This is a genomic window from Acidimicrobiia bacterium (assembly GCA_029210695.1).
In the GTDB taxonomy this organism is placed as follows: Bacteria; Actinomycetota; Acidimicrobiia; order Spongiisociales; family JAHEDJ01; genus JAHEDJ01.
Genome location: JARGFH010000002.1, coordinates 37,962 through 60,012, shown reverse-complemented (window position 1 = coordinate 60,012; position 22,051 = coordinate 37,962). Strand labels below are relative to the sequence as shown.

At 62.0% G+C, this 22,051-nt stretch carries 24 protein-coding genes; 22 read left to right on the top strand and 2 right to left on the bottom strand.

Going from position 1 to position 22,051, the window contains the following annotated elements; genetic code table 11:
- Nucleotides 1-9: 9 nt before the first annotated feature.
- From trmD to P1T08_00985, 6 genes are all read left to right on the top strand, one after another.
- A complete protein-coding gene (trmD, locus tag P1T08_01010) occupies nt 10-672 on the top strand; it encodes a tRNA (guanosine(37)-N1)-methyltransferase TrmD (GenBank protein ID MDF1594663.1) in 663 nt (220 codons plus the stop codon).
- A gap of 81 nt (nt 673-753) precedes the next feature.
- A complete protein-coding gene (gene rplS / locus P1T08_01005; GenBank protein ID MDF1594662.1) occupies nt 754-1,095 on the top strand; it encodes a 50S ribosomal protein L19 in 342 nt (113 codons plus the stop codon).
- A gap of 60 nt (nt 1,096-1,155) precedes the next feature.
- Nucleotides 1,156-1,890: a signal peptidase I gene (gene lepB / locus P1T08_01000; protein MDF1594661.1), complete on the top strand. Its 735-nt coding sequence runs from the start codon at nt 1,156-1,158 to the stop codon at nt 1,888-1,890.
- A gap of 90 nt (nt 1,891-1,980) precedes the next feature.
- Nucleotides 1,981-2,277 carry a DUF2469 family protein gene (locus P1T08_00995; protein MDF1594660.1) on the top strand — a complete coding sequence of 99 codons (297 nt, stop codon included), beginning with the start codon at nt 1,981-1,983 and terminating at the stop codon, nt 2,275-2,277.
- 41 nt (nt 2,278-2,318) lie between these two features.
- Complete coding sequence (locus P1T08_00990) at nt 2,319-2,612, top strand: YraN family protein (protein ID MDF1594659.1); 294 nt, start codon at nt 2,319-2,321, stop codon at nt 2,610-2,612.
- Between the two features lie 363 nt (nt 2,613-2,975).
- A complete protein-coding gene (locus P1T08_00985) occupies nt 2,976-3,743 on the top strand; it encodes an enoyl-CoA hydratase/isomerase family protein (protein ID MDF1594658.1) in 768 nt (255 codons plus the stop codon).
- Between the two features lie 49 nt (nt 3,744-3,792).
- On the opposite strand, the gene P1T08_00980 is transcribed toward P1T08_00985, so the two are convergent.
- Nucleotides 3,793-4,752 carry an HAD family hydrolase gene (locus tag P1T08_00980; protein ID MDF1594657.1) on the bottom strand — a complete coding sequence of 320 codons (960 nt, stop codon included), beginning with the start codon at nt 4,750-4,752 and terminating at the stop codon, nt 3,793-3,795.
- Between the two features lie 3 nt (nt 4,753-4,755).
- On the bottom strand, nt 4,756-5,145 hold the full coding sequence (locus P1T08_00975; protein MDF1594656.1) for a hypothetical protein: 390 nt from the start codon (nt 5,143-5,145) through the stop codon (nt 4,756-4,758).
- A gap of 405 nt (nt 5,146-5,550) precedes the next feature.
- Here P1T08_00975 and P1T08_00970 point away from each other — a divergent pair, with 405 nt between their 5' ends.
- The 16 genes from P1T08_00970 (at nt 5,551) to nusA (ending at nt 22,039) form a co-directional block, all read left to right on the top strand.
- On the top strand, nt 5,551-6,510 hold the full coding sequence (locus P1T08_00970) for an aldo/keto reductase (GenBank protein MDF1594655.1): 960 nt from the start codon (nt 5,551-5,553) through the stop codon (nt 6,508-6,510).
- Between the two features lie 45 nt (nt 6,511-6,555).
- Nucleotides 6,556-8,031, top strand: a complete 1,476-nt coding sequence (locus P1T08_00965; GenBank protein ID MDF1594654.1) for a YifB family Mg chelatase-like AAA ATPase — start codon at nt 6,556-6,558, stop codon at nt 8,029-8,031.
- Complete coding sequence (gene dprA / locus P1T08_00960; GenBank protein MDF1594653.1) at nt 8,028-9,062, top strand: DNA-processing protein DprA; 1,035 nt, start codon at nt 8,028-8,030, stop codon at nt 9,060-9,062. Before P1T08_00965 ends, dprA begins: the two co-directional genes overlap by 4 nt.
- Nucleotides 9,063-9,117: 55 nt before the next feature.
- Complete coding sequence (locus tag P1T08_00955; protein MDF1594652.1) at nt 9,118-10,011, top strand: tyrosine-type recombinase/integrase; 894 nt, start codon at nt 9,118-9,120, stop codon at nt 10,009-10,011.
- Nucleotides 9,986-10,777, top strand: coding sequence for an RNA polymerase sigma factor WhiG (gene whiG / locus P1T08_00950; protein ID MDF1594651.1), 792 nt, complete (start codon nt 9,986-9,988; stop codon nt 10,775-10,777). The genes P1T08_00955 and whiG overlap by 26 nt, the downstream gene beginning before the upstream one ends.
- A gap of 182 nt (nt 10,778-10,959) precedes the next feature.
- Nucleotides 10,960-11,766: a 30S ribosomal protein S2 gene (gene rpsB, locus P1T08_00945; protein ID MDF1594650.1), complete on the top strand. Its 807-nt coding sequence runs from the start codon at nt 10,960-10,962 to the stop codon at nt 11,764-11,766.
- Between the two features lie 2 nt (nt 11,767-11,768).
- Nucleotides 11,769-12,383 (top strand): translation elongation factor Ts, encoded by a 615-nt coding sequence (locus P1T08_00940; protein MDF1594649.1) that lies wholly within the window; start codon nt 11,769-11,771, stop codon nt 12,381-12,383.
- 1 nt (nt 12,384) lies between these two features.
- Nucleotides 12,385-13,101, top strand: a complete 717-nt coding sequence (gene pyrH / locus P1T08_00935) for a UMP kinase (protein ID MDF1594648.1) — start codon at nt 12,385-12,387, stop codon at nt 13,099-13,101.
- A 9-nt stretch (nt 13,102-13,110) separates the two neighbouring features.
- Nucleotides 13,111-13,662, top strand: coding sequence for a ribosome recycling factor (gene frr / locus P1T08_00930; GenBank protein MDF1594647.1), 552 nt, complete (start codon nt 13,111-13,113; stop codon nt 13,660-13,662).
- Entirely contained in the window at nt 13,659-14,804 is a 1,146-nt protein-coding gene (locus P1T08_00925; GenBank protein ID MDF1594646.1) for a phosphatidate cytidylyltransferase, read from the top strand. The genes frr and P1T08_00925 overlap by 4 nt, the downstream gene beginning before the upstream one ends.
- Nucleotides 14,801-15,946, top strand: coding sequence for a 1-deoxy-D-xylulose-5-phosphate reductoisomerase (gene dxr, locus P1T08_00920; GenBank protein ID MDF1594645.1), 1,146 nt, complete (start codon nt 14,801-14,803; stop codon nt 15,944-15,946). The genes P1T08_00925 and dxr overlap by 4 nt, the downstream gene beginning before the upstream one ends.
- Nucleotides 15,947-16,058: 112 nt before the next feature.
- Complete coding sequence (locus P1T08_00915) at nt 16,059-17,168, top strand: M50 family metallopeptidase (protein MDF1594644.1); 1,110 nt, start codon at nt 16,059-16,061, stop codon at nt 17,166-17,168.
- The gene (ispG, locus tag P1T08_00910) at nt 17,168-18,379 is read left to right on the top strand and encodes a flavodoxin-dependent (E)-4-hydroxy-3-methylbut-2-enyl-diphosphate synthase (GenBank protein ID MDF1594643.1); all 1,212 of its coding nucleotides are present in this window, start codon (nt 17,168-17,170) and stop codon (nt 18,377-18,379) included. The genes P1T08_00915 and ispG overlap by 1 nt, the downstream gene beginning before the upstream one ends.
- A 64-nt stretch (nt 18,380-18,443) precedes the next feature.
- A complete protein-coding gene (locus P1T08_00905; protein MDF1594642.1) occupies nt 18,444-20,147 on the top strand; it encodes a proline--tRNA ligase in 1,704 nt (567 codons plus the stop codon).
- Nucleotides 20,148-20,274: 127 nt separating this feature from the next.
- Entirely contained in the window at nt 20,275-20,766 is a 492-nt protein-coding gene (locus tag P1T08_00900; GenBank protein MDF1594641.1) for a ribosome maturation factor RimP, read from the top strand.
- 4 nt (nt 20,767-20,770) lie between these two features.
- On the top strand, nt 20,771-22,039 hold the full coding sequence (gene nusA / locus P1T08_00895) for a transcription termination factor NusA (protein ID MDF1594640.1): 1,269 nt from the start codon (nt 20,771-20,773) through the stop codon (nt 22,037-22,039).
- The last annotated feature ends 12 nt before the right edge of the window (nt 22,040-22,051 follow it).

Sequence of the window (22,051 nt, the reverse complement as noted above, 5' to 3'; positions counted from 1 at the left end):
TCTTCGGTCGTGAAGATCACAGTCATAACCATATTCCCTGAATATTTCTCGAGCCCGCTCGGTGTCGGGATCGTCGGGCGGGCGATCGAGGCAGGGAATCTCGACGTGCAGACCGTTGACTTGCGGGATTACACGACGAATGTGCACCGCCAGGTCGACGACGCTCCCTACGGCGGGGGTGCCGGGATGGTGATGATGATCGAGCCTCTAGCGAAGGCATTGGACCCACTCGCCGGCACGACCCGGGTGCTCATGTCACCGGCGGGGCGACCTCTCGACCAGTCCATCCTCGATCGGTTCGCCGAACTCGACCATCTCACCCTCGTATGCGGCCGCTACGAGGGCGTCGACCAGCGCGTCTCCGATCATCTCATCGATGAGGAGGTGTCCGTTGGGGACTTCGTGCTTCCGGGCGGGGAGGCTGCCGCTCTCACCATCATTGAAGGTGTCGCCCGCCTGCTTCCTGGGGTCTTGGGCAACGCCCAATCGATCGCCGGTGAGTCGTTCAGAGGGGCGCTTCTGGCGGAACCGCACTACACCCGACCCGCCGAGTTCCGGGGATGGACTGTGCCCGAGGTGTTGTTGTCCGGTGACCACGCTCGAATCGAGGAGTGGCGACTAGCGCAACGGCTCGAGCGGACTCGCCTGCGTCGGCCCGATCTCCTCGATTAGGCGATCTTGGCGTCAACCTTGGCGACGGTATACAATGCGATGCCGCCGGGCGGTCGTCCGTCGCGTCCCAAGGAGTTTCCCATGAACAAGCTTGACCACATTGAGAGCGCGTACCTGCGTGACAACATCCCCGACTTCAAAGCCGGCGATACGGTTCGGGTGAACGTCCGCGTGGTCGAGGGTGGACGTGAGCGCGTGCAGGCATTCGAAGGTGTCGTGATCGCCCGCGACGGCGGCGGCCTCCGGAGCACCTTCACCGTTCGAAAGATGAGCTTCGGTGTCGGCGTTGAGCGCGTTTTCCCCGTGCATGCACCGATCATCCAGAACATCGAGGTCATGCGCCGTGGCGATGTTCGCCGGGCCAAGTTGTACTACTTGCGTGATCGGGTCGGCAAGGCCGCCCGCATCAAAGAGCAGCGTTAGTGACCGCGCTCCGGTGCACGCCGGATAGTGGGGTTTGCCTTGGCTGAGGATTCGCGTCCGATGTCCGGTGATGATCCCGCTTCGAGACCCGAGCCCAACGCCTTCGATGCTGATCCGTATTTCGATGTGCCGGACGCCCCTTCTCGCCAAATTCCCGAACAGTCGGCAGCTCGCCCCGGGCGGAGGAAACACGTCAAGAAGGGCGGCGGACTCGTTTCGTTTCTCATCGAGCTGCCCGTCCTCATTCTGGTGGCGCTCGTGGTCGCCGTCGTCATCAAGACCTTCTTCGTTCAGGCGTTCTTCATCCCATCGGGCTCCATGATTCCGACACTCGAGATCGACGATCGGGTCATGGTCAACAAGCTGAGCTACGTGTTCGGTGAACCCGAGCGCGGCGACGTCGTCGTCTTCGATTCTCCGTTCGCGTCGGTCACAGATGATCAGACTTTCATTGCTGCATCTTGGCGGGCGGTCAAGGAGTCACTCGGCATCCAGACGGCACTCGTTCCGGACGATCTCATCAAGCGGATCATGGCCCTCCCGGGGGAGTCGATCGAGATCCGGGAAAACACCGTGTTCATCGATGGGAACCCGATAGACGAGCCGTACCTTTCACCCGGGATCGTGATGCAGGACTTCGGTCCTCAGACGATTCCCGACGAGATGGTGTTCGTCATGGGGGACAATCGGAGCTCCAGCCAGGACAGCAGGAAGTTCGGCGCGATCTCAATGGAGCACATCGTCGGCAAGGCCTTTGTTCGCCTTTGGCCGTTCGACAGATTCGGTTCTCTCTGAGGATTTTCTGTCCCCTCCGGAGGGTACAACGGTTGAGTCGGGGGATCTGTATGATCGTGGTCCCCAGGCACCACACAGAGGAGTCTGTGAATGCACGAAGAAGATCTCGAACGATACGAAACTGAAGCCGAACTCCAGATCTACAAGGAGTATCGGGACGTCCTCTCGATGTTCAAGTTCGTGGTTGAGACGGAGCGCCGCTTCTATCTCGCCAATCAGGTCAGTGTCGCAAAGCAGGAGTCGAATGGTTCGGTGTACTTCGAGATCGAACTCGAGGATGCGTGGGTATGGGATATGTATCGACCGGCGCGCTTTTTACAAAACGTGCGCGTGATGACATTCCGGGACGTCAACATCGAGGAACTCGAACCCGGCGTCCAGATCTGAACTGGCGAGACGTTGGCCGCCTCGGTGAGTCGATCGCGGCCGTGTTCCTCGAGCGCCACGGTTTGTCCATCATCGACCGCAACGTGAGAGTCGGGCGCGGTGAGGTCGACCTCGTCGCTGATGACGGCGGCAGGCGGGTGGTTGTTGAAGTGAAGACCGTGCTCGCCGTCGGCTTCGCACCACCGACTGCCGAAGATGCCTTCACCGCCGACAAGGAGCGGACTGTGCGCCGGTTGGCCTCCAAACTGCATCCCCCCGCGTCGCGCGTCGACCTGATCGCGATCTCGCTCATGGAGTCCGGGGTGCGGTTGCGCTGGCTCAAATGCGTCGCTTAGGAAGTGCGGCCGTAGCGTCTCCGCCGTTCCTTGAACCAACACCCCCGATGCCAGTGGCGGCGGAGGTCCGGTTCCTCCGGCGGGACGATGACGACGTGAAACGTGCCGGGCTCGATTGTCCCCTCACACCCCGGGCAGAGGTACTGCTTTCTGGCCGCGTGCGGCTGGACCGGCACGACTGCCTCGTTCATCCGACGATTGCCCAGATGATCAACGCGATGGTGACCGCGATGGCGATAGCCACGAGGGCGAGATCAAACGCGGTGGTGCGCTGTTGGCGGAACGGATTGAATCCCATCTCGCGCCCATGGTATCTCCGGGCGAAGCCGGCGCGAACATACTGAGGCTGGATAGGCTCAGGGCATGTTCATTGAGATCACAGATCGCGGGCAGGTCCGCTGGCTCACCCTCAATCAACCGGGACGGAAGAACGCCATCCCGGCCGCCGGGTGGGCTGCGCTGGAATCCGAATTCGCAGCCTTCGAGGCGTCCGACCAGCGGGTTCTGATTGTGACCGGGGCAGGAGATGAGTTCTGCTCAGGCGCAGATCTCGGCGGAGACCGGGCGGAGTCGATCTCAGATCGGGTCGATGGAATGAAGCAGGTCGGAGCTGCCGCTCTGGGGCTCCACCGGCTCACCAAGCCCACGATCGCCGCCGTCGACGGCATCGCGGCCGGGGCCGGTATGAACCTGGCACTCGGCTGTGACATCGTGCTGGCTTCCACACGAGCGAGATTCACGGAGATCTTCGTCCGGCGAGGATTGACGGTCGACTTCGGGGGAACCTGGCTGCTGCCCCGGCTGGTCGGACTCCAGAGAGCCAAGGAACTAGTGCTGAGCGGTCGTATCGTCGGGGCACGAGAGGCAAAGGAGATCGGCTTGGTGCTGGAAGTCGTCGATCCGAGCGACCTCGTCGACAGAGCCCGGGAAATCGCGGAATTGCTCGCCTCCTCCGCCCCGATCCCTCAGATGTTCGCCAAGCGAACGATGAACCGCTCCTTCGAGCTCTCATTCGAGGAAGCGCTGGAGGCCGAGCACCAAGGTCAGCTGATCTGCTTCCAGACGGAGGATGTGACCGAAGGAGTCGCGTCGTTTCTCGAGAAGCGCCCGCCGGAGTTCAACGGCAGATGAGAAGCGTCAGGTTATGGCGGGCCGGGGTCGGATGGGCGGCAAGTCGTGTTCAGTCCTCGTCGACGTGGCCGGGGGCCCTGGGGATCTGGGCGAACGCTCGCCGGCGCGCCTCGACGATCTCACTTGCGATTTGATCGAGGCTGTCCATCAGCCATAGGTAAGCCGCTTCGCCCTCGCGATAATCGGCTTTGGCCATCCCCTGGATTCGTCCCTGCTCCTGGAGCCGCTTCACTTGTGGGAAGTTGTTGGCCGGTTCGGTGTTGTAGACCCCGAGGGTCTTGCCGCCGTGCTGGTTGAGGATCGAAAACACCGGAACATCGCTTGGTCCATCGGCTATGTAGATCATGTGGGTGAACGGAACCCGGCGCTGTTCCTCGGACATCCGCGAGTTCACGTCGACCTGCGGGTTTTTGTTGACCCCCTTGTTCACCTCGAAGACCGCCTTCGTCTTGCCGGTGTTGTCGAGGGTGTATCCGAGGCGCGTGATCTGGCTCTCCGTATCGCGAATGTCGAGGCGATCGAGGTAACCGGGCGGTGCCGGGGCCTCGATGAAGTCGTTCGCCCAGATTCCGTCGATGTGTCCTGCAATCGGACAGCCCTCGATCATCGATCGGATCCCGGTCGACACGACATAGTGTTCGACCGTTATCCCTTCCCTGGCAAAGGCGGGGGTTTCGGCTACGTAGGCTCTGGTTGCTTCGAAGAACTCCGGTATGCCGGGCGACACCTCGATGTCCGCACCCAGTTCGTGGAGTTTGGCTCGATTGAGGCCCTGGAAGATGCCGGCGTCAACATAGGTGAGGATGTGGTTCAGGTAGGCAGTGTCTCGGGCGATGCCGATGCCTTTCGACTGATAGTGGTCGACCAGGCCTTCGACCTCTCGCCAGAAGTTTCTGCCGTCGACGCCGAACGCGGCGAAAAGAGAATCCTGTTGATTGCCCGGGATCAGCGTTCTGTCGAAATCCCAGATGAAGGCGATGACGGTCTGAGTGTGGAGGGACGGAGGCATTGCTCAGGGAATCTCTGGCCGCCCGAAGTGCACAAACCCTCCGTCGTACCACCACGGCTGAATCGTGATCGGGGTTCCGCGCAGTCGGCGATGGGCCGTTCCGATCTCCGAACTGTGCACCAGGAGCCGGACCGTCCACTCCTCACCCACCATTCGCAGAAAGCCGGGTAGGTAGTCGGCCGGATCAGCCCGATGGGGCAGAACGCATTCGATCGTACGGGTGGAGCGGACAATGACGGTGGGCGTTCCCGGCGTCTGGTGGATCGACTCACCGAGGAAGAGACGATTCCAGGTCATCAGGTCGGCCACCTCTCCAGTCGAGCGATAGACGTCGAGACACGCCTCTGCCACCGCGTCGATGCCCGTGAGTTCTCTGGTGAGCGTGAGCGCCACAGTCCGTCCTTCATCCGTTGACTTACATCAGTGTAATTCACGGCCAACCTTCGAACGGTTCAATCGACTGTGGCTAGTCAATCGAAGTGCACGCAAACCACCCTTCAGTCTGCTCCGGCGGCGCCGATGAATGACAGTGTTGTCATTCGGAGGTTCGACCGTGCCAGGCAAGCATCGAAAGGAAACCGTCAGGGTCGACTGGTGCGAATGGAAAGCGCACCGGTTCGAAGCAGACGCCGACCGAAGAGGCGCGGTTGGTTGCCAACGATGCGGGCGGAGCTGGCACTCGAGACTGCTCCAGCCGCAACGGCCTCACCTTCAACCCGATCCCTGGACTGCCCGAACTGTGTGAACGCGCCGTCCATCCGCTCTAGTCTCAGGGTTTCTCCTCATGGAAGGCAGGTCATGGAATATCGCCGGCTCGGAAACTCGGGACTGAAGGTCAGCGTTCTGTCGTTTGGGTCCTGGGTCTCGTTCCACACTCAACTGGGATTGGAAACGGCGACAGCCTGCATGCAGGCCGCGTTCGATTCGGGTGTCAACTTCTTCGACAACGCTGAGGTTTACGCCGGAGGAGAGTCGGAGCGGATCATGGGCCAGGCGATTCGGGACCTCGGCTGGGAGCGATCCTCCTACATCCTCTCCACCAAGTTCTATTGGGGAATCACCGACGGTGTGAACACCCGCAACACGCTCAACCGCAAGTACCTCATGCACGCGATCGACGGTTCGCTCGAACGACTCGGGCTTGATTTCGTCGACCTGGTCTATTGCCATCGCGCCGATCCCAACACTCCAATTGAAGAGACCGTATGGGCAATGCACGACATCATCGCGTCCGGAAAAGCCCTGTACTGGGGCACCTCTGAATGGCACGCGGACGAGATTCGCGCCGCCTGGGAGATCGCCGAACGCCACCATTTGCACAAACCGCAGATGGAGCAACCCCAGTACAACCTGTTACACCGCAAGAAGGTCGAGAAAGAGTATTCCCGTCTCTACGCCGACCTCGGACTCGGCACCACCATCTGGAGCCCGCTCGCCTCCGGACTGTTGACCGGAAAGTACCTCGACGGCATCCCCGAAGGCAGTCGCGGGTCACTCGAGGGATACGAGTGGCTTCGCGAGTTCCTAACGGACGAGGCGAATCTGACGAAAGTCCGGAATCTCAAGACGGTCGCCGACGATCTCGGTTGCAGCCTTGCTCAGCTGTCGATCGCCTGGTGTGCGAAGAACCCGCATGTGTCGACCGTGATAACCGGCGCGAGTCGCGCCGAGCAGGTCCACGAGAACATGGTCGCTCTCGAGGTGATGGACCGTCTCGATGACGAGGTGATGGAGCGCATCGACGGAATTGTGATGTAGAGAGCCGCGGCCCTTTCTGTCCCTCCCCGGGCATACGGTGCTCGTATGTTCGCTTCAGTTACCTCCGTTGCCCTGGTTGGGGTTGACCCGCAACCGGTCAGGGTCGAAGTTCATATCAGTGCATCCAAGCCGTGCTTGACCGTTGTCGGGTTGCCCGATACGGCAATCCGGGAAGCCCGCGATCGGGTGCGAGCGGCGCTCGCATCTTCCGGCTATGCCCTACCGGGCCGGCGGGTGACCGTGAACCTGGCTCCGGCTGATCTTCCCAAGGAAGGTTCAGCGTATGACTTGCCGATTGCGCTGGCTGTTCTGGCCGCGGCGGGACAGGTGCCGTCGGGAGTAGGTCGTGTGGTTGCGCTTGGTGAACTGGCGCTGGACGGTGGGGTGCGACCGGCCAGGGGAGGCCTGGCTGCGGGTTTGCTGGCCAAGCACAAGGGACTTCCGTGCGTGGTCGCTTCGGAGTCGGCCGCAGAGGCAGCTCTGGGCGGCTGCCGCCGGGTCTTCGGGGTTGGTTCGCTGGCGGAGGCCGTATCCGCCGCGCTTGGTGAACTCCCGGATCGGCCGTTGTTGGCTTTGCCGGAAGAGGACGTGGTCCCCGAAGTCGACATGGCGGAGATACGGGGGCAGATGCTGGCGAAGCGGGCTCTGGAGGTGGCGGCCGCGGGTGGCCACCACCTTCTGATGTGGGGTCCGCCCGGGTCGGGTAAGACGATGCTGGCGAGAGCATTGCCGGGGATCTTGCCGGATCTCACCGATGGTGAGGCGCTCGATGTTGCGCAGGTGTGGTCGGCGTCCGGTCGCGGACGACCATCCAGGACCAGACCGCCGTTCCGGTCACCGCATCACACAGCGACGGTGGCGGCCATGGTGGGGGGTGGCAGTGGAATCCCGGTGCCCGGCGAAGTGTCCCTGGCCCACCGCGGTGTGCTGTTCCTCGACGAGTTGGGCGAGTTTCCGGCCAACCTCCTCGATGCGCTTCGGCAACCGCTGGAAGACCAGCGCGTCACTGTTGCGCGCAAGGGTGCCACCGTGCAGTTCCCGGCCGCTCTCCAGACTGTGGGGGCTACCAACCCGTGTCCCTGCGGCTTCATGGGCGATCGTCTGGTTGCGTGCCGCTGTTCGGTTTCGCAACTGGATCGGTACCGTCGCCGCCTCTCCGGGCCGATAATCGATCGTTTCGATTTGCGGGTTCCGGTTCCCCGGATTGATCGTCCGTCATTGCTGGGACCCCCCGGCGAGTCGAGCGAAGCAGTGAAGGAGCGGGTAGCCCTGGCGCGACGGCGCCAGGTCGATCGAGGGTCGCTGAATCGCGCTCTCCGGCGCGATCGATTGGACGTCCAGGTTTGGGAGTCCGGTGCCCGACACCTGCTGGAGCGAGCTTTCGATCTTCAGGAGATCTCCGGGCGCGGGTTCGACCGAATTCGGAGGGTGGCTCGCACCGTCGCTGATCTGGCCGGGTCCGAGGTAATCACGGAACCACATGTCGCAGAAGCGCTCTCCTATCGGGGGGAATGGACATGAACGACGAGCGGCTCAGGCTGGCCTTTGTGGGGATGCACCCAACCAGACGGAATTTGCTACTCGAGAAGTACGGGTCGGCCCGACGCGTCCTATCGCGAATCGAACAGGGCGCCGAGAAGGTTCCCGATCACGCCCGCCATGCCGCGCTAGTGCCTGCAAGCGATCGGCGTGAGGAACTGGCGGCGGCCGGAATACAGATCGCCTATCGGGAGGACCTCCCCGACCACCTGGCTTCGCTTCCGGACGCACCAGATGCGCTATTTCTCCGTGGACGGCTTCCTTTCGATCGCGGTGTGGCTGTTGTTGGAACCAGAAGGGCCACCACCTACGGCCTGCGTCTTGCGGAGCAGTTCGGTCACGCACTGGCAGTGGCCGGTTGGCCGGTCGTCAGTGGCCTGGCTAAAGGCGTCGATGGGGCAGCCCACCGGGGAGCGATTGCGGCTGGAGGGGTCACGGTGGCGGTGCTCGGTTGTGGCCCCGACCGATGGTATCCGGCGATGCACCGTCGGCTCGGCGAATCCATCCTGGAGGCGAACGGAGCAGTGGTCTCGGAGTATCCGCCCGGTACGCCCCCATCTGGTTGGCGGTTCCCGCCCCGCAATCGCATCATCTCCGGGCTCTCCGCCGTCACGGTTGTTGTCGAGGCGCGTCGGGACGGAGGAGCGTTGATCACGGCCAGGTCGGCAATCGAGCATGGGCGTGAGGTGCTGGCCGTGCCCGGGGACGTCGACCGGCCAGCCTCTGAGGGGTGCAATCTCCTCATCAGAGACGGAGCCATACCCGTCCTGGGGGCTCAAGACCTGGTTGCCGCGGTCTCGCTCGTGTTGGGGCCGCCGGCCGGCGCGACGGTCCGCAAGTACAGCGATCTCGTTGCATTGATCGGACCGATCGGCCGAACGGTCGACTGGATCGTCGAACAGACCGGCCGCCGGGTAGCCGACGTCCTCGCCGACCTGGCTCGCCTCGAAGCTGCCGGAGAGATCCATCGAACCAACGGCCTGGTGGTTCCGGGTTCCCGGGTCGGTGGATGAACCGGGCTGAGGGCAGGTCGTTGACCCAGGTGCTGCCCGCAGCGAGGATGGGGTGGTGGCAAAGATCCCCCCGATGCCCGGATGGGCAGCAGCCGACGTCGCCGCCTATCTCGAAAGGAAGGCGAGTCAGCGCGGCGCCTCTCCGCACACGATTGATGCATATCGACGCGATCTGACGCAGTTCTTCTCCTTCTGCGATCGCGCCGGCATCTCCGCCCCGTCAGAGGTCGATCGTCGAATCGTGAGGCGATACCTCGCCTATCTGGACACCGTCGGTTATGCCCGGCGATCCATTGCCCGGAAAGCCTCAGCGGTCCGAGCGTTTTTCGCCGACCTGACCCGACGGGGCGCGCTGCCGTTCAATCCGGCCGAGCAAGTGGCGCGACTCAAGCTGCCCAGGACGCTGCCATCGGCCCTTCCGCAACGAGCGATGCTGGGCGTGCTGGACGCGCTCGATGGTGATGATCCGCTCGAGATTCGGGATAAGGCCATTCTGGAGGTGCTGTATGCCTCCGGACTCCGCGTCGCCGAACTGGCCTCACTGCGCGTGAACGACGTCGAGGGGCGTGACATGATTCGAGTCGTCGGCAAAGGCGACCGCCAGCGTATTGTGCCGCTCGGCGATCCTGCAGTTCGCGCCGTCGACCACTACCTGAGATCCGTGCGAGGTCAGCTGGCGGGTAATGGGGCCGGCGAGGCGCTGTGGATCGGTGCTCGCGGCGGCCCGCTCGATGCCCGGGGAATCAGACGAATCGTCCGCCGGCGGGCTGGCACATTCCCTCACGCATTTAGACATTCTTTCGCAACGCACCTCTTAGAGGGTGGCGCTGATCTACGATCAGTGCAGGAATTGTTGGGGCACATTGATCTGTCAACGACCCAGATTTACACTTCGGTAACCAGGGACCACCTCAAGGCGACATATGAACGAAGCCATCCGCGAGCCTGAACAATCCTCAGACGACCACGTAATGGGGTTGTGGCGACGCTTCAAAGAGTCGGGTGAGGACAAGGTCAGAGACGCGCTGATCCTCCATTACTCGCCTCTCGTGAAGTTCGTTGCCGGTCGTGTCGGTGTGGGTCTGCCACGCAACGTTGAGCAGTCCGACCTCATCTCATACGGCATCTTTGGGTTGATCGATGCCATCGACAAGTTCGACCTCGAACGGGGCTTCAAGTTCGAAACCTACGCCATCAACCGAATCCGAGGTGCCATTCTCGATGAGCTCCGGCAACTCGATTGGGTTCCGCGTTCCGTCCGCGCCAGAGCACGCGAGATCGAACGTTCGCTCGTCGAGCTCGAACACCGGTTCAAGCGGACGCCGAGCGAGGAAGAGCTGGCGTCCCACATGGACATGCCTCTCAATGAGTTGCAGGACAACCTCGCTGAGATCTCAACTCTCGGTCTGGTTGCTCTCGACGAGTTGCTGGGCAGGGATCGGGACTCATCCACCGTCGGCGATGTGCTCCCGGACCCGCGCGGCACCAGCCCGGAAGCAGCGTTCCAGATCGAAGAGATGAAACGGGTCCTGGCCGACGCCATCAACCGGCTGCCCGATCGGGAACGCCTGGTCGTGACCCTCTACTACTACGAAGGGCTCACCCTCTCCGAGATCGGAGACGTCCTCGGAGTCACTGAATCCCGTGTGTGTCAGATCCATACGAAGTCGGTGATGAGTCTGCGCAATCGGATGACCGAGCCCAGCTATCGGTGATTAATCAGGTTCTAGGTTTTGGGTTTTAGGTTGGCGGCTGCCGGGCCGATTGCTCATCGCCTGGTCTCTCCTGGTACGCTTTCGCCAACTACGCACGCCTCGTGTGAGCTCCCACGGTCGAAGCCGATGCTTCGCGGGAGCGGTCATCGCCGGGGCGGAGGAACAACCACAAAGGAGCAACTGTGTCAGCAGTGACAATGAAGCAGTTGCTGGAAGCCGGCGTCCACTTCGGTCATCAGACCCAACGGTGGAACCCCAAGATGCAGCCGTACATCTACGGCGAGCGCAACGGGATCCACATCGTGGATTTACGCCAGACCCTCCAGCAAGCCCTGCATGCCCACCAATTCGTGCGCGGAATCGTGCAAGCGGGTGGAACCGTTCTCTTCGTCGGAACGAAGAAGCAAGCCCAATCAGCCGTCGCCGACAACGCCGACCGGGCGGAAATGCCGTACGTCAACTTCCGCTGGCTCGGCGGCATGCTCACCAACTTCCAGACGATCCAGAAGCGGATCGCCTACATGAAGGAACTCGAGCGCATGGACGAGACGGGCGAAATGGATGCCCGTCCCAAAAAAGAGCGTCTGCGGCTGCGGCGCGAGCGCGACAAGCTCGTCCGCAACCTCGGCGGAGTCCGCAATCTGAATGGACTGCCGGATGTTGTGTTCATCGTGGATGTCAACACCGAGGCCACTGCCGTCAAAGAGGCGAGCAGGTTGGGTATCCCGATCGTCGCCCTCGTAGATACGAATTGTGATCCTGATCTCATCGACGTCGTGATCCCCGGAAACGATGACGCGATACGCTCCGCGGACCTGTTTGCTTCGGTGATTGCGGATGCATGCCGGGAGGGACGTGACCTCGTCGGCAAGGATTCGATGCACGACGTTGAGCCGGCGTTTGAGAAAGAGATTGAGCCGGCCTCAGAGGAAGTGGTTACGCCGGCCCTCGAGGATGCAGTTGTCGCGACCGCGACGGAAGAAGGCTAAAGGTGGCCGACTTCACTGCCAAAGACGTACAACAGCTCCGGCAACAGGCGGGAGTGGGAATGATGGACGCCAAGAAGGCTCTCAGCGAGTCCGGAGGCGAACTCGACCGTGCCTTCGAGTTGCTACGCGAGCGCGGGCTAGCCGCCGCGGCCAAGCGGGCAGACCGCGAGGCCTCTGAAGGAGCCATCGGTTCCTACCTTCACATGCAGGATGATCGTCCCATCAGCGGCGTTCTGGTCGAACTCACATCCGAGACGGACTTCGTCGCCAAGACGCCTGAGTTCGTGGCCGTGGCCAAAGACATCGCAATGCACGTTGCCTGGGGCAAACCGTCCTGGACGACCCGGGAAGAGGTTCCCGAAGAGATGATCGCCAAAGAAACCGAGATGATCTCCAAGCAAGCTCTGAACGAGGGCAAACCGGAGCACATCATTCCCAAGATCATTGAGGGCCGCCTCGAGTCCTTCTACAAGGACCACGTACTCTTGGATCAGACCTTTGCGAATTCGACAAAGTTCGAGGGGACGATCGGCGAGATGGTCACCCAGTTGGCCGCCAGGATGGGTGAGAACATCTCGATTCGTAGATTCGCGCGGCTGACCATCGGAGAGGAGTGACATGACGGAGGCAGCACCGCGGCGAGTGGTTCTGAAGTTGTCGGGTGAGTCCTTCGCCGACCCGGTGATCGGATACGGCATCGATCCGGTCACGGTTCGCCGGGTTGCCACGGAGATCTCGGAAGCTCACGCGACCGGCGTCGAAATGGCCGTCGTGGTGGGTGGTGGGAACATCTTCAGAGGCGTGTCCAAGGCCGCCGAAGGCATGGACCCGGCCAGCGCCGACTACATGGGCATGCTGGCAACCGTCATCAACGCTCTGGCGCTCCGAGACGCACTCGAAAAGATCGACGTGCCGACCCGGGTGCAGAGCGCGATCAGCATGCGCCAGCTCAGCGAGCCCTATATCCGGTTGCGCGCTATCCGGCACCTCGAGAAGGGTCGGGTCGTCATCTTTGCGGCAGGTACCGGGAACCCATTCTTCACAACCGACACGACAGCCGCATTGCGGGCGGTGGAGATCGGGGCTGAGGTTGTGCTGAAAGCGACCAACGTCGACGGAGTCTACGACGCCGATCCGAGCACACATCCCGACGCCGCGCTTCTCGATGAAGTGACCTATCTGCGGGTCATCGCAGAAGATCTCCGGGTGATGGACTCGACTGCGATTACCATGTGTAAGGATCACAATTTACCAATCACGGTGTTCAACATTTCCAAACCGGGGAACATCGTTAGGGCGGTCCGGGGAGAACGCTTCGGCACGCTGGTTCACTGAGGAGGCTGAATGATCCGGGAATTGCTGTCCGACGCCGATCGGCGGATGGATCAGGCGGTTGAGCACACGCTCGGCGAGTTCGGCACGGTTCGGACCGGACGTGCGAACCCCGGCATACTTCACAAGGTCATGGTGGATTACTACGGAACACCGACGCCGCTCCAGCAACTCGCGTCGTTCTCCGTTCCGGAGCCACGATTGCTGGTGCTGCAACTCTTCGACAAGAGCGCACTCCACAACATCGAGAAGGCGATCCAAGCTTCCGATCTCGGGTTGAACCCTTCAAATGACGGAAATGTGATCAGGCTGGCCTTTCCCCCTCTGACCGAAGAGCGCCGAAGGGATCTCATCCGGGTGGTGAAGCACATGGCGGAGGACGGCCGGGTGGCCATCCGTCAAATCCGACGCCACACCAAAGACGACATCGAGGCTTTGGAGGGCGAGGTGTCGGAAGATGACATTCGCCGGGGCGAGAAGGAACTCCAGGAACTCACCGATCAGCACACCAGGCGGATCGACGAACTCACGGAGCACAAGGAGCAGGAGCTGCTCGAAGTTTGAGTGATTCTGATGACACCGATCGGGACGATGAGGGTGGCGACGTCCTCCCCTTCCCGACGGATCGAATGCAGCACGAGGACGAAGTGCCAGATGAGCGAGACGACCTGGATTCGTTGACCAACGGCTCGTCGGCCCTCGACGACTTCACTCATGAGGACTACATCGCAGCCACCACCCGGGAATACCAGGGTCTGGCGGAGGCAATCTCCGAAGCAGAACGCGAAGACCATCAGCTTGCTGCCGTATCGGCGAGCATGCCTGGCCTCGAGACCGGAATGGTCGGTTTCGAGGACGTGACCGGCGAGATCGAACCAACAGACCTTCCGGATCAAACTCCGTCAGATCTTCCGAGCAGGGTCATCACCGGTCTGGTTCTGGCGGTCGCCGTCATCGCTTCGCTGTTTGCAGGTGGCGGTTGGTTGATGCTCCTGGTGGGAGCGCTTTCGATCATCGGACTCATCGAGTTCTACACGGCGATGCGCCGGGTTGGGTTCGCCCCATTGTCCCTCTTCGGGATCGTCGGTGCTGTCGGAGCCCTGGTGGGAGCGTGGGTGGCCGGTCCGATTGCTGCCGCAGGGTTCACCGCCGGCACCGCCGTCGCCATCTTGCTGTGGTACTCGCTGCTGGTGCGCAAGAATCCACTCGGAAATGCCGCGATCACCATGCTCGGCGTGCTGTGGATCCCGGTCATGTTCTCGTTCGCGGCGCCCATCGCCCGCCATGCAGATCACCGGCCGTTGATCATCGCAGTCGTAGTCGCCACCGGCATCCTGGACATTGGTTCGTTCTTCGCAGGCAAGCGCTGGGGGCGTCGCAGATTGTCACCTCAACTCTCGCCGAATAAGACGGTTGAAGGTCTGCTCGGAGGAATCCTGCTTGCGACTGCGGTGACCGTGCTTCTCACCTTCATCCCGTGGTTTGAGCCACTCGACTGGAAAGCTGGGTTGGGACTGGCGGCTGTCGTCGCGGTATTCGGCCCGGTGGGGGACCTCGCCGAGTCGCTCATCAAGCGCTCCCTCGGCATCAAGGACATGGGGGCGATCCTTCCCGGTCACGGTGGAGTCCTCGATCGGGTGGACGGGTTCCTGTTCACTATTCCGGTCGCCTACTTCTTCTTTCGATTGGCCGGACTTCTGGCGTGAATCCACCGCTCGTCGTCCTCGGCGCGACCGGGTCGATCGGGCGCCAAACACTCGATGTGGCTTCCCGTCTCGGTATCGACGTCCAGGGCATTGCCGCCCGACGTGGGTCCGACGATCTGGCAGCACTGGCCGGCGATTGGCCTGACGCACGGATTGTGGCGACCGCGCCGACCGGAGAAGAGCGCGAGCGCCTGTCAGGCTTGCTGGGAGACCGGCTGGAAGTCGGGTCGGAGGCTCTTGAGGCATTGGCGTCCCGTCAGGGCGTGACGGTTGTCAACGGCGTTGTTGGAGCCGCCGGGTTGCGGGCCTCGATCGCCGCGCTCGAGGCAGGCAACCGTCTGGCGCTGGCCAACAAGGAGAGCCTGGTGGCCGGTGGCCCCGTTGTCTTGCGGGCGCTCCAACGCGGTGGAGGGAGCTTGTTGCCCGTGGACTCGGAGCATTCTGCTCTGTTTCAGTGCCTCGTCGGCGAGCAGATCACAGCAGTGCGGCGGCTGGTACTCACCGCCTCCGGGGGCCCGTTCCGTGGATATTCGATCGATGACCTCGAAAAGGTCACGCCGGCACAGGCCCTCGCCCATCCGACTTGGAAGATGGGGAAGCGGATCACGGTCGATTCGGCGACGCTGTTCAACAAAGGTTTGGAGGTAATCGAGGCCCACTACCTCTTCGACATGCCCTATGACCGGATCGAGGTTGTTGTGCATCCGCAGAGCATCGTGCATTCACTCGTTGAGTTCGTGGACGGCTCGCTCAAGGCGCATGTCGGGGAGCCCGACATGCGGGTGCCGATCCAATATGCCATCACCTACCCGGATCGTGCTGTGGGAGGGCTGGAGGCGTTCGACTTCTCGGGACGCTCGCTCACGTTTGACCCTCCGGATCGCCGGTCCTTCCCGGCGCTCGATCTCGCATACGCAGCCGGGCGGATCGGACGTTCGGCTCCGGCGGTATTGAATGCAGCAGATGAAGTCGCCGTCCACGCCTTCCTGGATGGCCGGCTCGGGTTCATGGGTATCCCGGAGGTGGTGGAGCGCACGCTCGAACAGGTCCCGGTGGTGGACCTCGTGACGGTCGACGACGTTCTCGAGGTAGATCGGGAAGCGAGAGCGGTTGCCCACAGCCTCCTTGGAGGCTCGTGTTGATCGTTCATCCGTTTTCTCCGCAATACTGTGCATTGTCACGCGCCACTGCATTGCTGAGAAAAATATTAACCCCCCGCTGGGGTACCGTGGTGGTTGACATCAGGGAGTCGAAATGACCGGTGCCGTATCGATGCTGGCCGCGTTCGTGGTCTTCATTCTCGCCCATGAGGCGGGCCACTTCTTCGCGGCCAAGGCGCTCGGGATCAAGGTGAGCGAGTTCTTCGTCGGCTTCGGACCGCGGATCTGGTCGGTCCAGAGGGGCGAAACCGAATATGGCGTGAAAGCCATCCCGGCCGGAGGTTACGTACGCATCGTCGGCATGAGCGTCCTGGAAGACGTGGATCCCGAAGACATGGGACGCACCTACCGCGAGAAGGAGTTCTGGAAGAAGAGCGTCGTCGTCCTATCCGGGATTGCCGCCAACTTTGTGATTGCCTATCTGATCTTTTTCGGCCTGCTGGCGGTCAACGGCAGAGTCGAGATTCAACCTGTAGTCGAAGAGGTCCGGGCTGAGATCGCGGGAAGCAATGAGATTGCCCCCGCCGCATTGATTGGACTCGAGTCCGGCGATGAGTTCGTCTCGATCGACGGCGAGACAGTCGAGTCGTGGGACGAGGTCTCCGCGGTGATTGCCGATCGGCCCGGCGAGCAGGTCGATATCGTAATTCTGCGGGACGGCCTGCAGAAGACCTTGACGGCCACACTCGCGTCGATCGACACGGGTGGATCAGAGCCGAGCGGATATCTCGGCGTCGCTCCGGTCATCGAGCGGGTCGACGTCGGGTTCTTCTCGGCAGCAGGTCTGGCCGGTCGAGAGGTCATCGATATCACCGGCGAGGCCTACAAGACCCTCTGGAACGTTTTCAAGCCGACTTCGATCGCTCAACTCGTCCAGGGCATCTTCGGTGAGCCCGTTCCCGACGAGATCCGCCCCGTCAGCCTGATCGGCGTTGCTCAGGTGGGCTCCCAGGTCGACGTCCTGGGAGCGAGCACACTCATCGCCTTCCTGGCCGTGTTCAACATCATCCTGGGAGCATTCAATGTGCTGCCGCTCCTTCCGCTGGACGGCGGGCACTTCGCCATCGCCCTGTACGAGAAGATCACGCACAAGCAAGCAGACATTCGCAAGTTGATCCCGGTCGCGGCCACAGTGATCCTGCTGATGGTGTTCATCGGGTTTGTCAGCATCCTCCTCGATATCGTCCAACCCATTCGGTTCTGATGATCGAGCGACGCCCGACTCGCCAGATTCAGGTCGGTTCCGTCCCGGTTGGGGGAGGAGCACCGGTGACGGTGCAATCGATGACCACCACCAAGACCGCGGACGTCGACGGCACGCTCGCTCAGGTATATGCACTGACGGGCGCTGGTGCGGATATCGTGCGCATCACCTGCAACGACGTCGACGCTGCGCAGGGACTGGCGGAGATCGTGCCTCGTTCCCCGGTCCCGATCGTCGCCGACGTCCATTTCCAGTACAAGCTGGCGCTTGCTGCTTTGGAAGCCGGCGTGCACGCACTTCGGCTGAATCCCGGCAATATCCGAAACGAAGCGCACATCAAAGAAGTCGCCAGGGCGGCGGGGGAGCGTGGAGTGCCGATTCGTATGGGCGTCAACGGGGGTTCACTCGACAAAGACCTGCTGGCTAAGTACGGGTCGGCAGTCCCGGCGGCCCTCGTCGAATCCGCCGAAACTGAGATCCATTACCTGGAAGATGTCGGTTTCTACGACATCAAGATCTCGGTGAAGCACTCCCACGTGCCGTCGATGGTCGAGTCGTACCGACTGCTCAGCGAGAAAGTCGAATACCCCCTCCATCTCGGTGTTACCGAAGCAGGACCGCCGCCCGGGGGTCTCATCAAGTCCGTCGCCGGAATCGCCACTTTGCTGCTCGAAGGGATCGGCGACACGATCCGCTTCTCGCTCACGGCCGACCCGGTTGAGGAGGCGAAGGCGGGCAGGCAGTTGCTCGAGTATCTCGGCCTGCGTGAGCGGGCCGGATTGGACCTCATCGCCTGCCCATCATGCGGCCGGGCTGAGGTCGATGTCATCGAGGTGGTCAAGGAAGCCCAACGACGACTCGAAGAGGCCGATCTGCCCATCCAGGTAGCGGTGATGGGCTGCGTGGTCAACGGACCCGGCGAAGCGAGAGAGGCCGATATCGGTATCGCGGCGGGGCGTGGCAAAGGACATCTGTTCATCAAGGGAAACGTGGTGCGGGTGGTCCCGGAGGCGGAGATGGTCGACGCCTTGCTCGACGAGGCGCGGAAGCTCGTTGAAGAGGGGGTGGAGGCCCGTCTTGCCGCGGCCGACGGAGTCGCAGAGCAACTTGCTGCCGAGGCGGCCGAGGAGATACTCCAGATCCAGGGTGATGCGAACCACACCGAGGAGCGCCGGGCTCGAGTCGCGGAGGTCGCGAAAAGCAGCCCTTGAAGCCTATTGTCCCTTGCCCTCCCGGCCGGGTGACTAACCTCCCATATCCCAACTCGAGAGAGATATGCGCTGGTCGCAAGCCTTCATTCCCACCCTTCGTGACGATCCCACAGACGCAGAAGCAATCAGTCATCGCCTTCTGGTCCGCGGCGGATACCTGCGCCAACTGATGGCGGGGGCGTACTCACTGCTGCCGTTGATGATTCGGGTTCGTGCGAAGGTGGCGGCGGTGATCCGTGAAGAGATGGATCGGATCGGCGGTCAGGAGTTCCTCCTACCGGCCGTGCATCCTGCCGAGATCTGGCAGAAGAGCGGCCGCTGGGAGATCATGGGCGATGAGATGTTCAGACTGCGAGACCGCAAAGGCGCTGATCTCGCTCTCGGAATGACCCATGAGGAGATCTTCAGCACTCTGGCACTCGAGTTGCGGAGCTATCGGGACCTACCTCAGTTCTGGTATCAGATACAAACGAAGTTCCGTGACGAACCCCGGCCCAAGGGCGGCGTGCTCCGTACCCGTGAGTTCACGATGAAGGACTCCTACTCGTTCGATATGGAATCGGCCGGCCTCGATGCTTCATTCGATCGCCACTTCGAGGCATATGAGCGTATCTTCGCTCGTCTCGGCCTCGATGCCGTGCCGGTGGAGGCTTCCTCCGGAGCCATGGGAGGGAGCGACTCGATCGAGTTCATGGTGCGGAGCAAATCCGGCGAAGACGATGTCGTCTTCTGCGGCGCCTGCGGATATGCCGCCAACATGGAACGGGCAACGTCCAGAATCGACGCAATCGAAGACGGCGCGGTCCATGCCGAGGTTGAGAGGTTCGCAACGCCCGGGGTTCGCACGATTCTCGACCTGGCCACGTTCGAGGGCGGTGCGGCAAAGGAGTCCCAGGTCAAGTCGCTCGTCTACATGATCGGCGGTGAACCTACGCTCGTCTTGCTGCGAGGCGACCATGCATTGGTCGAACAGAAGCTGCAAGATGGCACGGGTGCGATCGACATCCGACCTGCCCATCCCGAGGAGATCCAGGCCGCCCTTGGTGCCAACCCGGGAAGCCTCGGGGCAGTGGGAGTCAAGGGAATCCCGATCCTGGCCGATCAAGCCCTCGCCGGCCGCTTCAACATGGTCACGGGAGCCAATCAAGACGAGTTCCACCTGCGGGGAGTCGATGTCGAACGCGACATCGAGGTCACCACCTGGATGGATATGCGCGAGATCACGGACGGGGAGGCCTGTGTCACTTGTGGCGAGCCCCTGGAAGTCTTCAAAGCGATCGAAGTAGGCCACATCTTCAAGTTGGGGACCAAGTATGCGGAGGCTTTCGGTGTTTCGGTTCTCGATGAAGAGGGAGCGGCGAAGACCGTGATCATGGGCTCCTACGGGATCGGTCTCGAGCGGAATATCGCCGCCGTCGTCGAAACTCACCACGACGAGAAGGGAATCGTCTGGCCGGTTGCCATCGCTCCGTACGTCGTGGTCATTACTGTCCTGCGCGCCGACGTCGCCGAGGTGCTCGAAGCAGGCGAACGCCTCTACCGGGACTACCAGGAGGCCGGTATCGACACGATTCTGGACGATCGGGTAGAACGTCCAGGCGTGAAATTTGCCGACGCGGAACTGATCGGCATCCCGTACCGGGTGACCGTGGGTCCCCGCGGCCTCGAAAACGGCATCGTGGAAATCCAGGACCGGGCCGGCGGCACAGCCGAAGAAGTCGCGGTCGGGGACGCGATTTCCCATGTGATTCGACTGATCGCGCAGTAGCAGCGGTTTTCGGCGTACACGTGGCGCCGGGTGCCGTCGCGTGTCGGGTTATACTTAGTGGGACAAATGAGGACGCTACTGCGGAAGTGGGCGGCCGTGCCCGCTTTCTTTGTGTGTGGAGATTTAGGTGAACGACGTATCCGCGAGCTTGGAAAAGCTCATCGGCGATTATCTAGGAGCGGAACGCCTCGAACTCGATGATCTAGAGATGCTGGGTCAAGAGCGGGGCCGAATTCTGCGCGTCGTTATCGACGGTCCGGATGTCGGCGTGGATCATCTCGCCGAACTCTCAAGAGGGATCTCGCGGTTGCTCGACCACGAGTCCGACCTCGATGGGTCGTACACCCTCGAGGTGACATCGCCGGGACTCGAGCGAAAGCTCCGTCGCCCGGCGCACTTCGCCAAGTCGATCGGAAAAGAAGTCGCGGTCAGGACTCGCATCGAGATCGGCGGCGAACGGAACCACGCCGGCTTCCTCGTCGAGTCGGACGACAACGGCATGGTGATGGATGTCGACGGCGAAAACCGGCGGATCGAATTCGAGCAGGTGAGGTCGGCACGAACGGTGTTCCGCTGGGAGCGGAAGCCGAAGCCCGGGAAGAAGGCCACGAGGAGTTGATGGTATGAAGATCGACGAACAGGTGATGGAAGCGCTCGAACTGCTCGAGCGTGAGCGCGGCGTTCCTGTCGACACCATCCTCGACGCCCTGGCCAACGCGCTCGTATCGGCTTACAAACGGAGCCCGGGAGCGGCCGAAGAGGCTCGCGTGGTGATCGACTCGGGAAGTGGCGACATCGTCGTCTATGCCCAGGAACTCGATGAAGACGGCAACGTAACCAAGGAGTGGGAAGATACTCCAGAAGATTTCGGTCGTATTGCCGCACAGACTGCCAAGCAGGTCATCGCCCAGCGTCTGCGTGAGGCCAAGCGTGATCAGGTGTACGACGTCTATGAGGGCCGCGAAGGCGACCTAGTGACGGGCATCATCCAACAGGTCGACTACCGCTATTCGATTCTGGATCTCGGCGATGCCGAGGCATTGCTTCCCGGCTCCGAACGGATGCCGTATGAGCGGTTGGAGCGCGGCAACAGGGTCAAGGCCTTCGTGCTTGAAGTGCGGAATGAGGCAAAGGGTCCGCAGATCGTCGTTAGCCGCAGCCACCCGGATTTCGTCCGCCGGCTGCTGGAACTCGAGGTCCCCGAATTGCTCGACGGAACTATCGAGATCAAGGCTATCGCCCGTGAGCCGGGCAACCGGACGAAGATCGCGGTTTCGTCGAACGATCCAAACGTCGATCCCAAGGGCGCCTGTGTGGGCGCTCGCGGAGCGCGGGTTCGGCAGGTCGTCAACGAATTGAGGGGCGAGAAGGTCGACGTCGTGGAGTGGCGAGAGGATAAGGCCCAGTTCATCGCCGAGGCGCTTGGTCCGGCCAAGGTTCAGGAAGTACGTATCGACGAGGAGACCGAGACGGCCGTTGTGATCGTGAGTGATCACCAGCTGTCGCTGGCGATTGGAAAAGAGGGTCAGAACGCTCGTCTCGCCGCCCGTTTGTCCGGCTATCGGGTCGATATCCGTTCCGACCTCGAAGAGGCGGGCAAGGTTGCCGACCTGGCTGTGGCGGAGGCGGCGATCATCCCCACCGAAGTCGCCGATGCGAGCGGACCGGATCCTATAGAGGAACCGATCGAATCTGCCGAATCTGCCGAATCTGCAGAGTTGGACGCCGGCGACGAACCGGCGGCGGACGTTGCCCCGGTGGTCGAAGCGGCGGACGTGGAGGCCATCTCCGACGAGGAGAGCGTTGAAGAAGAAACCCCGGAAGAACCCGGTGAGGGCGATGAGTTTGGCGAGATCGCACAAGACGGCGACACTCCCACCGAAGACGAATAGCGCGGAGAGATA

Excerpts from the sequence above, each read along its gene's own strand:
- rplS (MDF1594662.1), top strand. The coding sequence starts at position 754 with ATGAACAAGCTTGACCACATTGAGAGCGCGTACCTGCGTGACAACATC.
- lepB (MDF1594661.1), top strand. The coding sequence starts at position 1,156 with ATGTCCGGTGATGATCCCGCTTCGAGACCCGAGCCCAACGCCTTCGAT.
- P1T08_00995 (MDF1594660.1), top strand. The coding sequence starts at position 1,981 with ATGCACGAAGAAGATCTCGAACGATACGAAACTGAAGCCGAACTCCAG.
- P1T08_00985 (MDF1594658.1), top strand. The coding sequence starts at position 2,976 with ATGTTCATTGAGATCACAGATCGCGGGCAGGTCCGCTGGCTCACCCTC.
- P1T08_00980 (MDF1594657.1), bottom strand. The coding sequence starts at position 4,752 with ATGCCTCCGTCCCTCCACACTCAGACCGTCATCGCCTTCATCTGGGAT.
- P1T08_00970 (MDF1594655.1), top strand. The coding sequence starts at position 5,551 with ATGGAATATCGCCGGCTCGGAAACTCGGGACTGAAGGTCAGCGTTCTG.
- P1T08_00965 (MDF1594654.1), top strand. The coding sequence starts at position 6,556 with ATGTTCGCTTCAGTTACCTCCGTTGCCCTGGTTGGGGTTGACCCGCAA.
- dprA (MDF1594653.1), top strand. The coding sequence starts at position 8,028 with ATGAACGACGAGCGGCTCAGGCTGGCCTTTGTGGGGATGCACCCAACC.
- whiG (MDF1594651.1), top strand. The coding sequence starts at position 9,986 with ATGAACGAAGCCATCCGCGAGCCTGAACAATCCTCAGACGACCACGTA.
- pyrH (MDF1594648.1), top strand. The coding sequence starts at position 12,385 with ATGACGGAGGCAGCACCGCGGCGAGTGGTTCTGAAGTTGTCGGGTGAG.
- frr (MDF1594647.1), top strand. The coding sequence starts at position 13,111 with ATGATCCGGGAATTGCTGTCCGACGCCGATCGGCGGATGGATCAGGCG.
- P1T08_00915 (MDF1594644.1), top strand. The coding sequence starts at position 16,059 with ATGACCGGTGCCGTATCGATGCTGGCCGCGTTCGTGGTCTTCATTCTC.
- ispG (MDF1594643.1), top strand. The coding sequence starts at position 17,168 with ATGATCGAGCGACGCCCGACTCGCCAGATTCAGGTCGGTTCCGTCCCG.
- P1T08_00905 (MDF1594642.1), top strand. The coding sequence starts at position 18,444 with ATGCGCTGGTCGCAAGCCTTCATTCCCACCCTTCGTGACGATCCCACA.
- nusA (MDF1594640.1), top strand. The coding sequence starts at position 20,771 with ATGAAGATCGACGAACAGGTGATGGAAGCGCTCGAACTGCTCGAGCGT.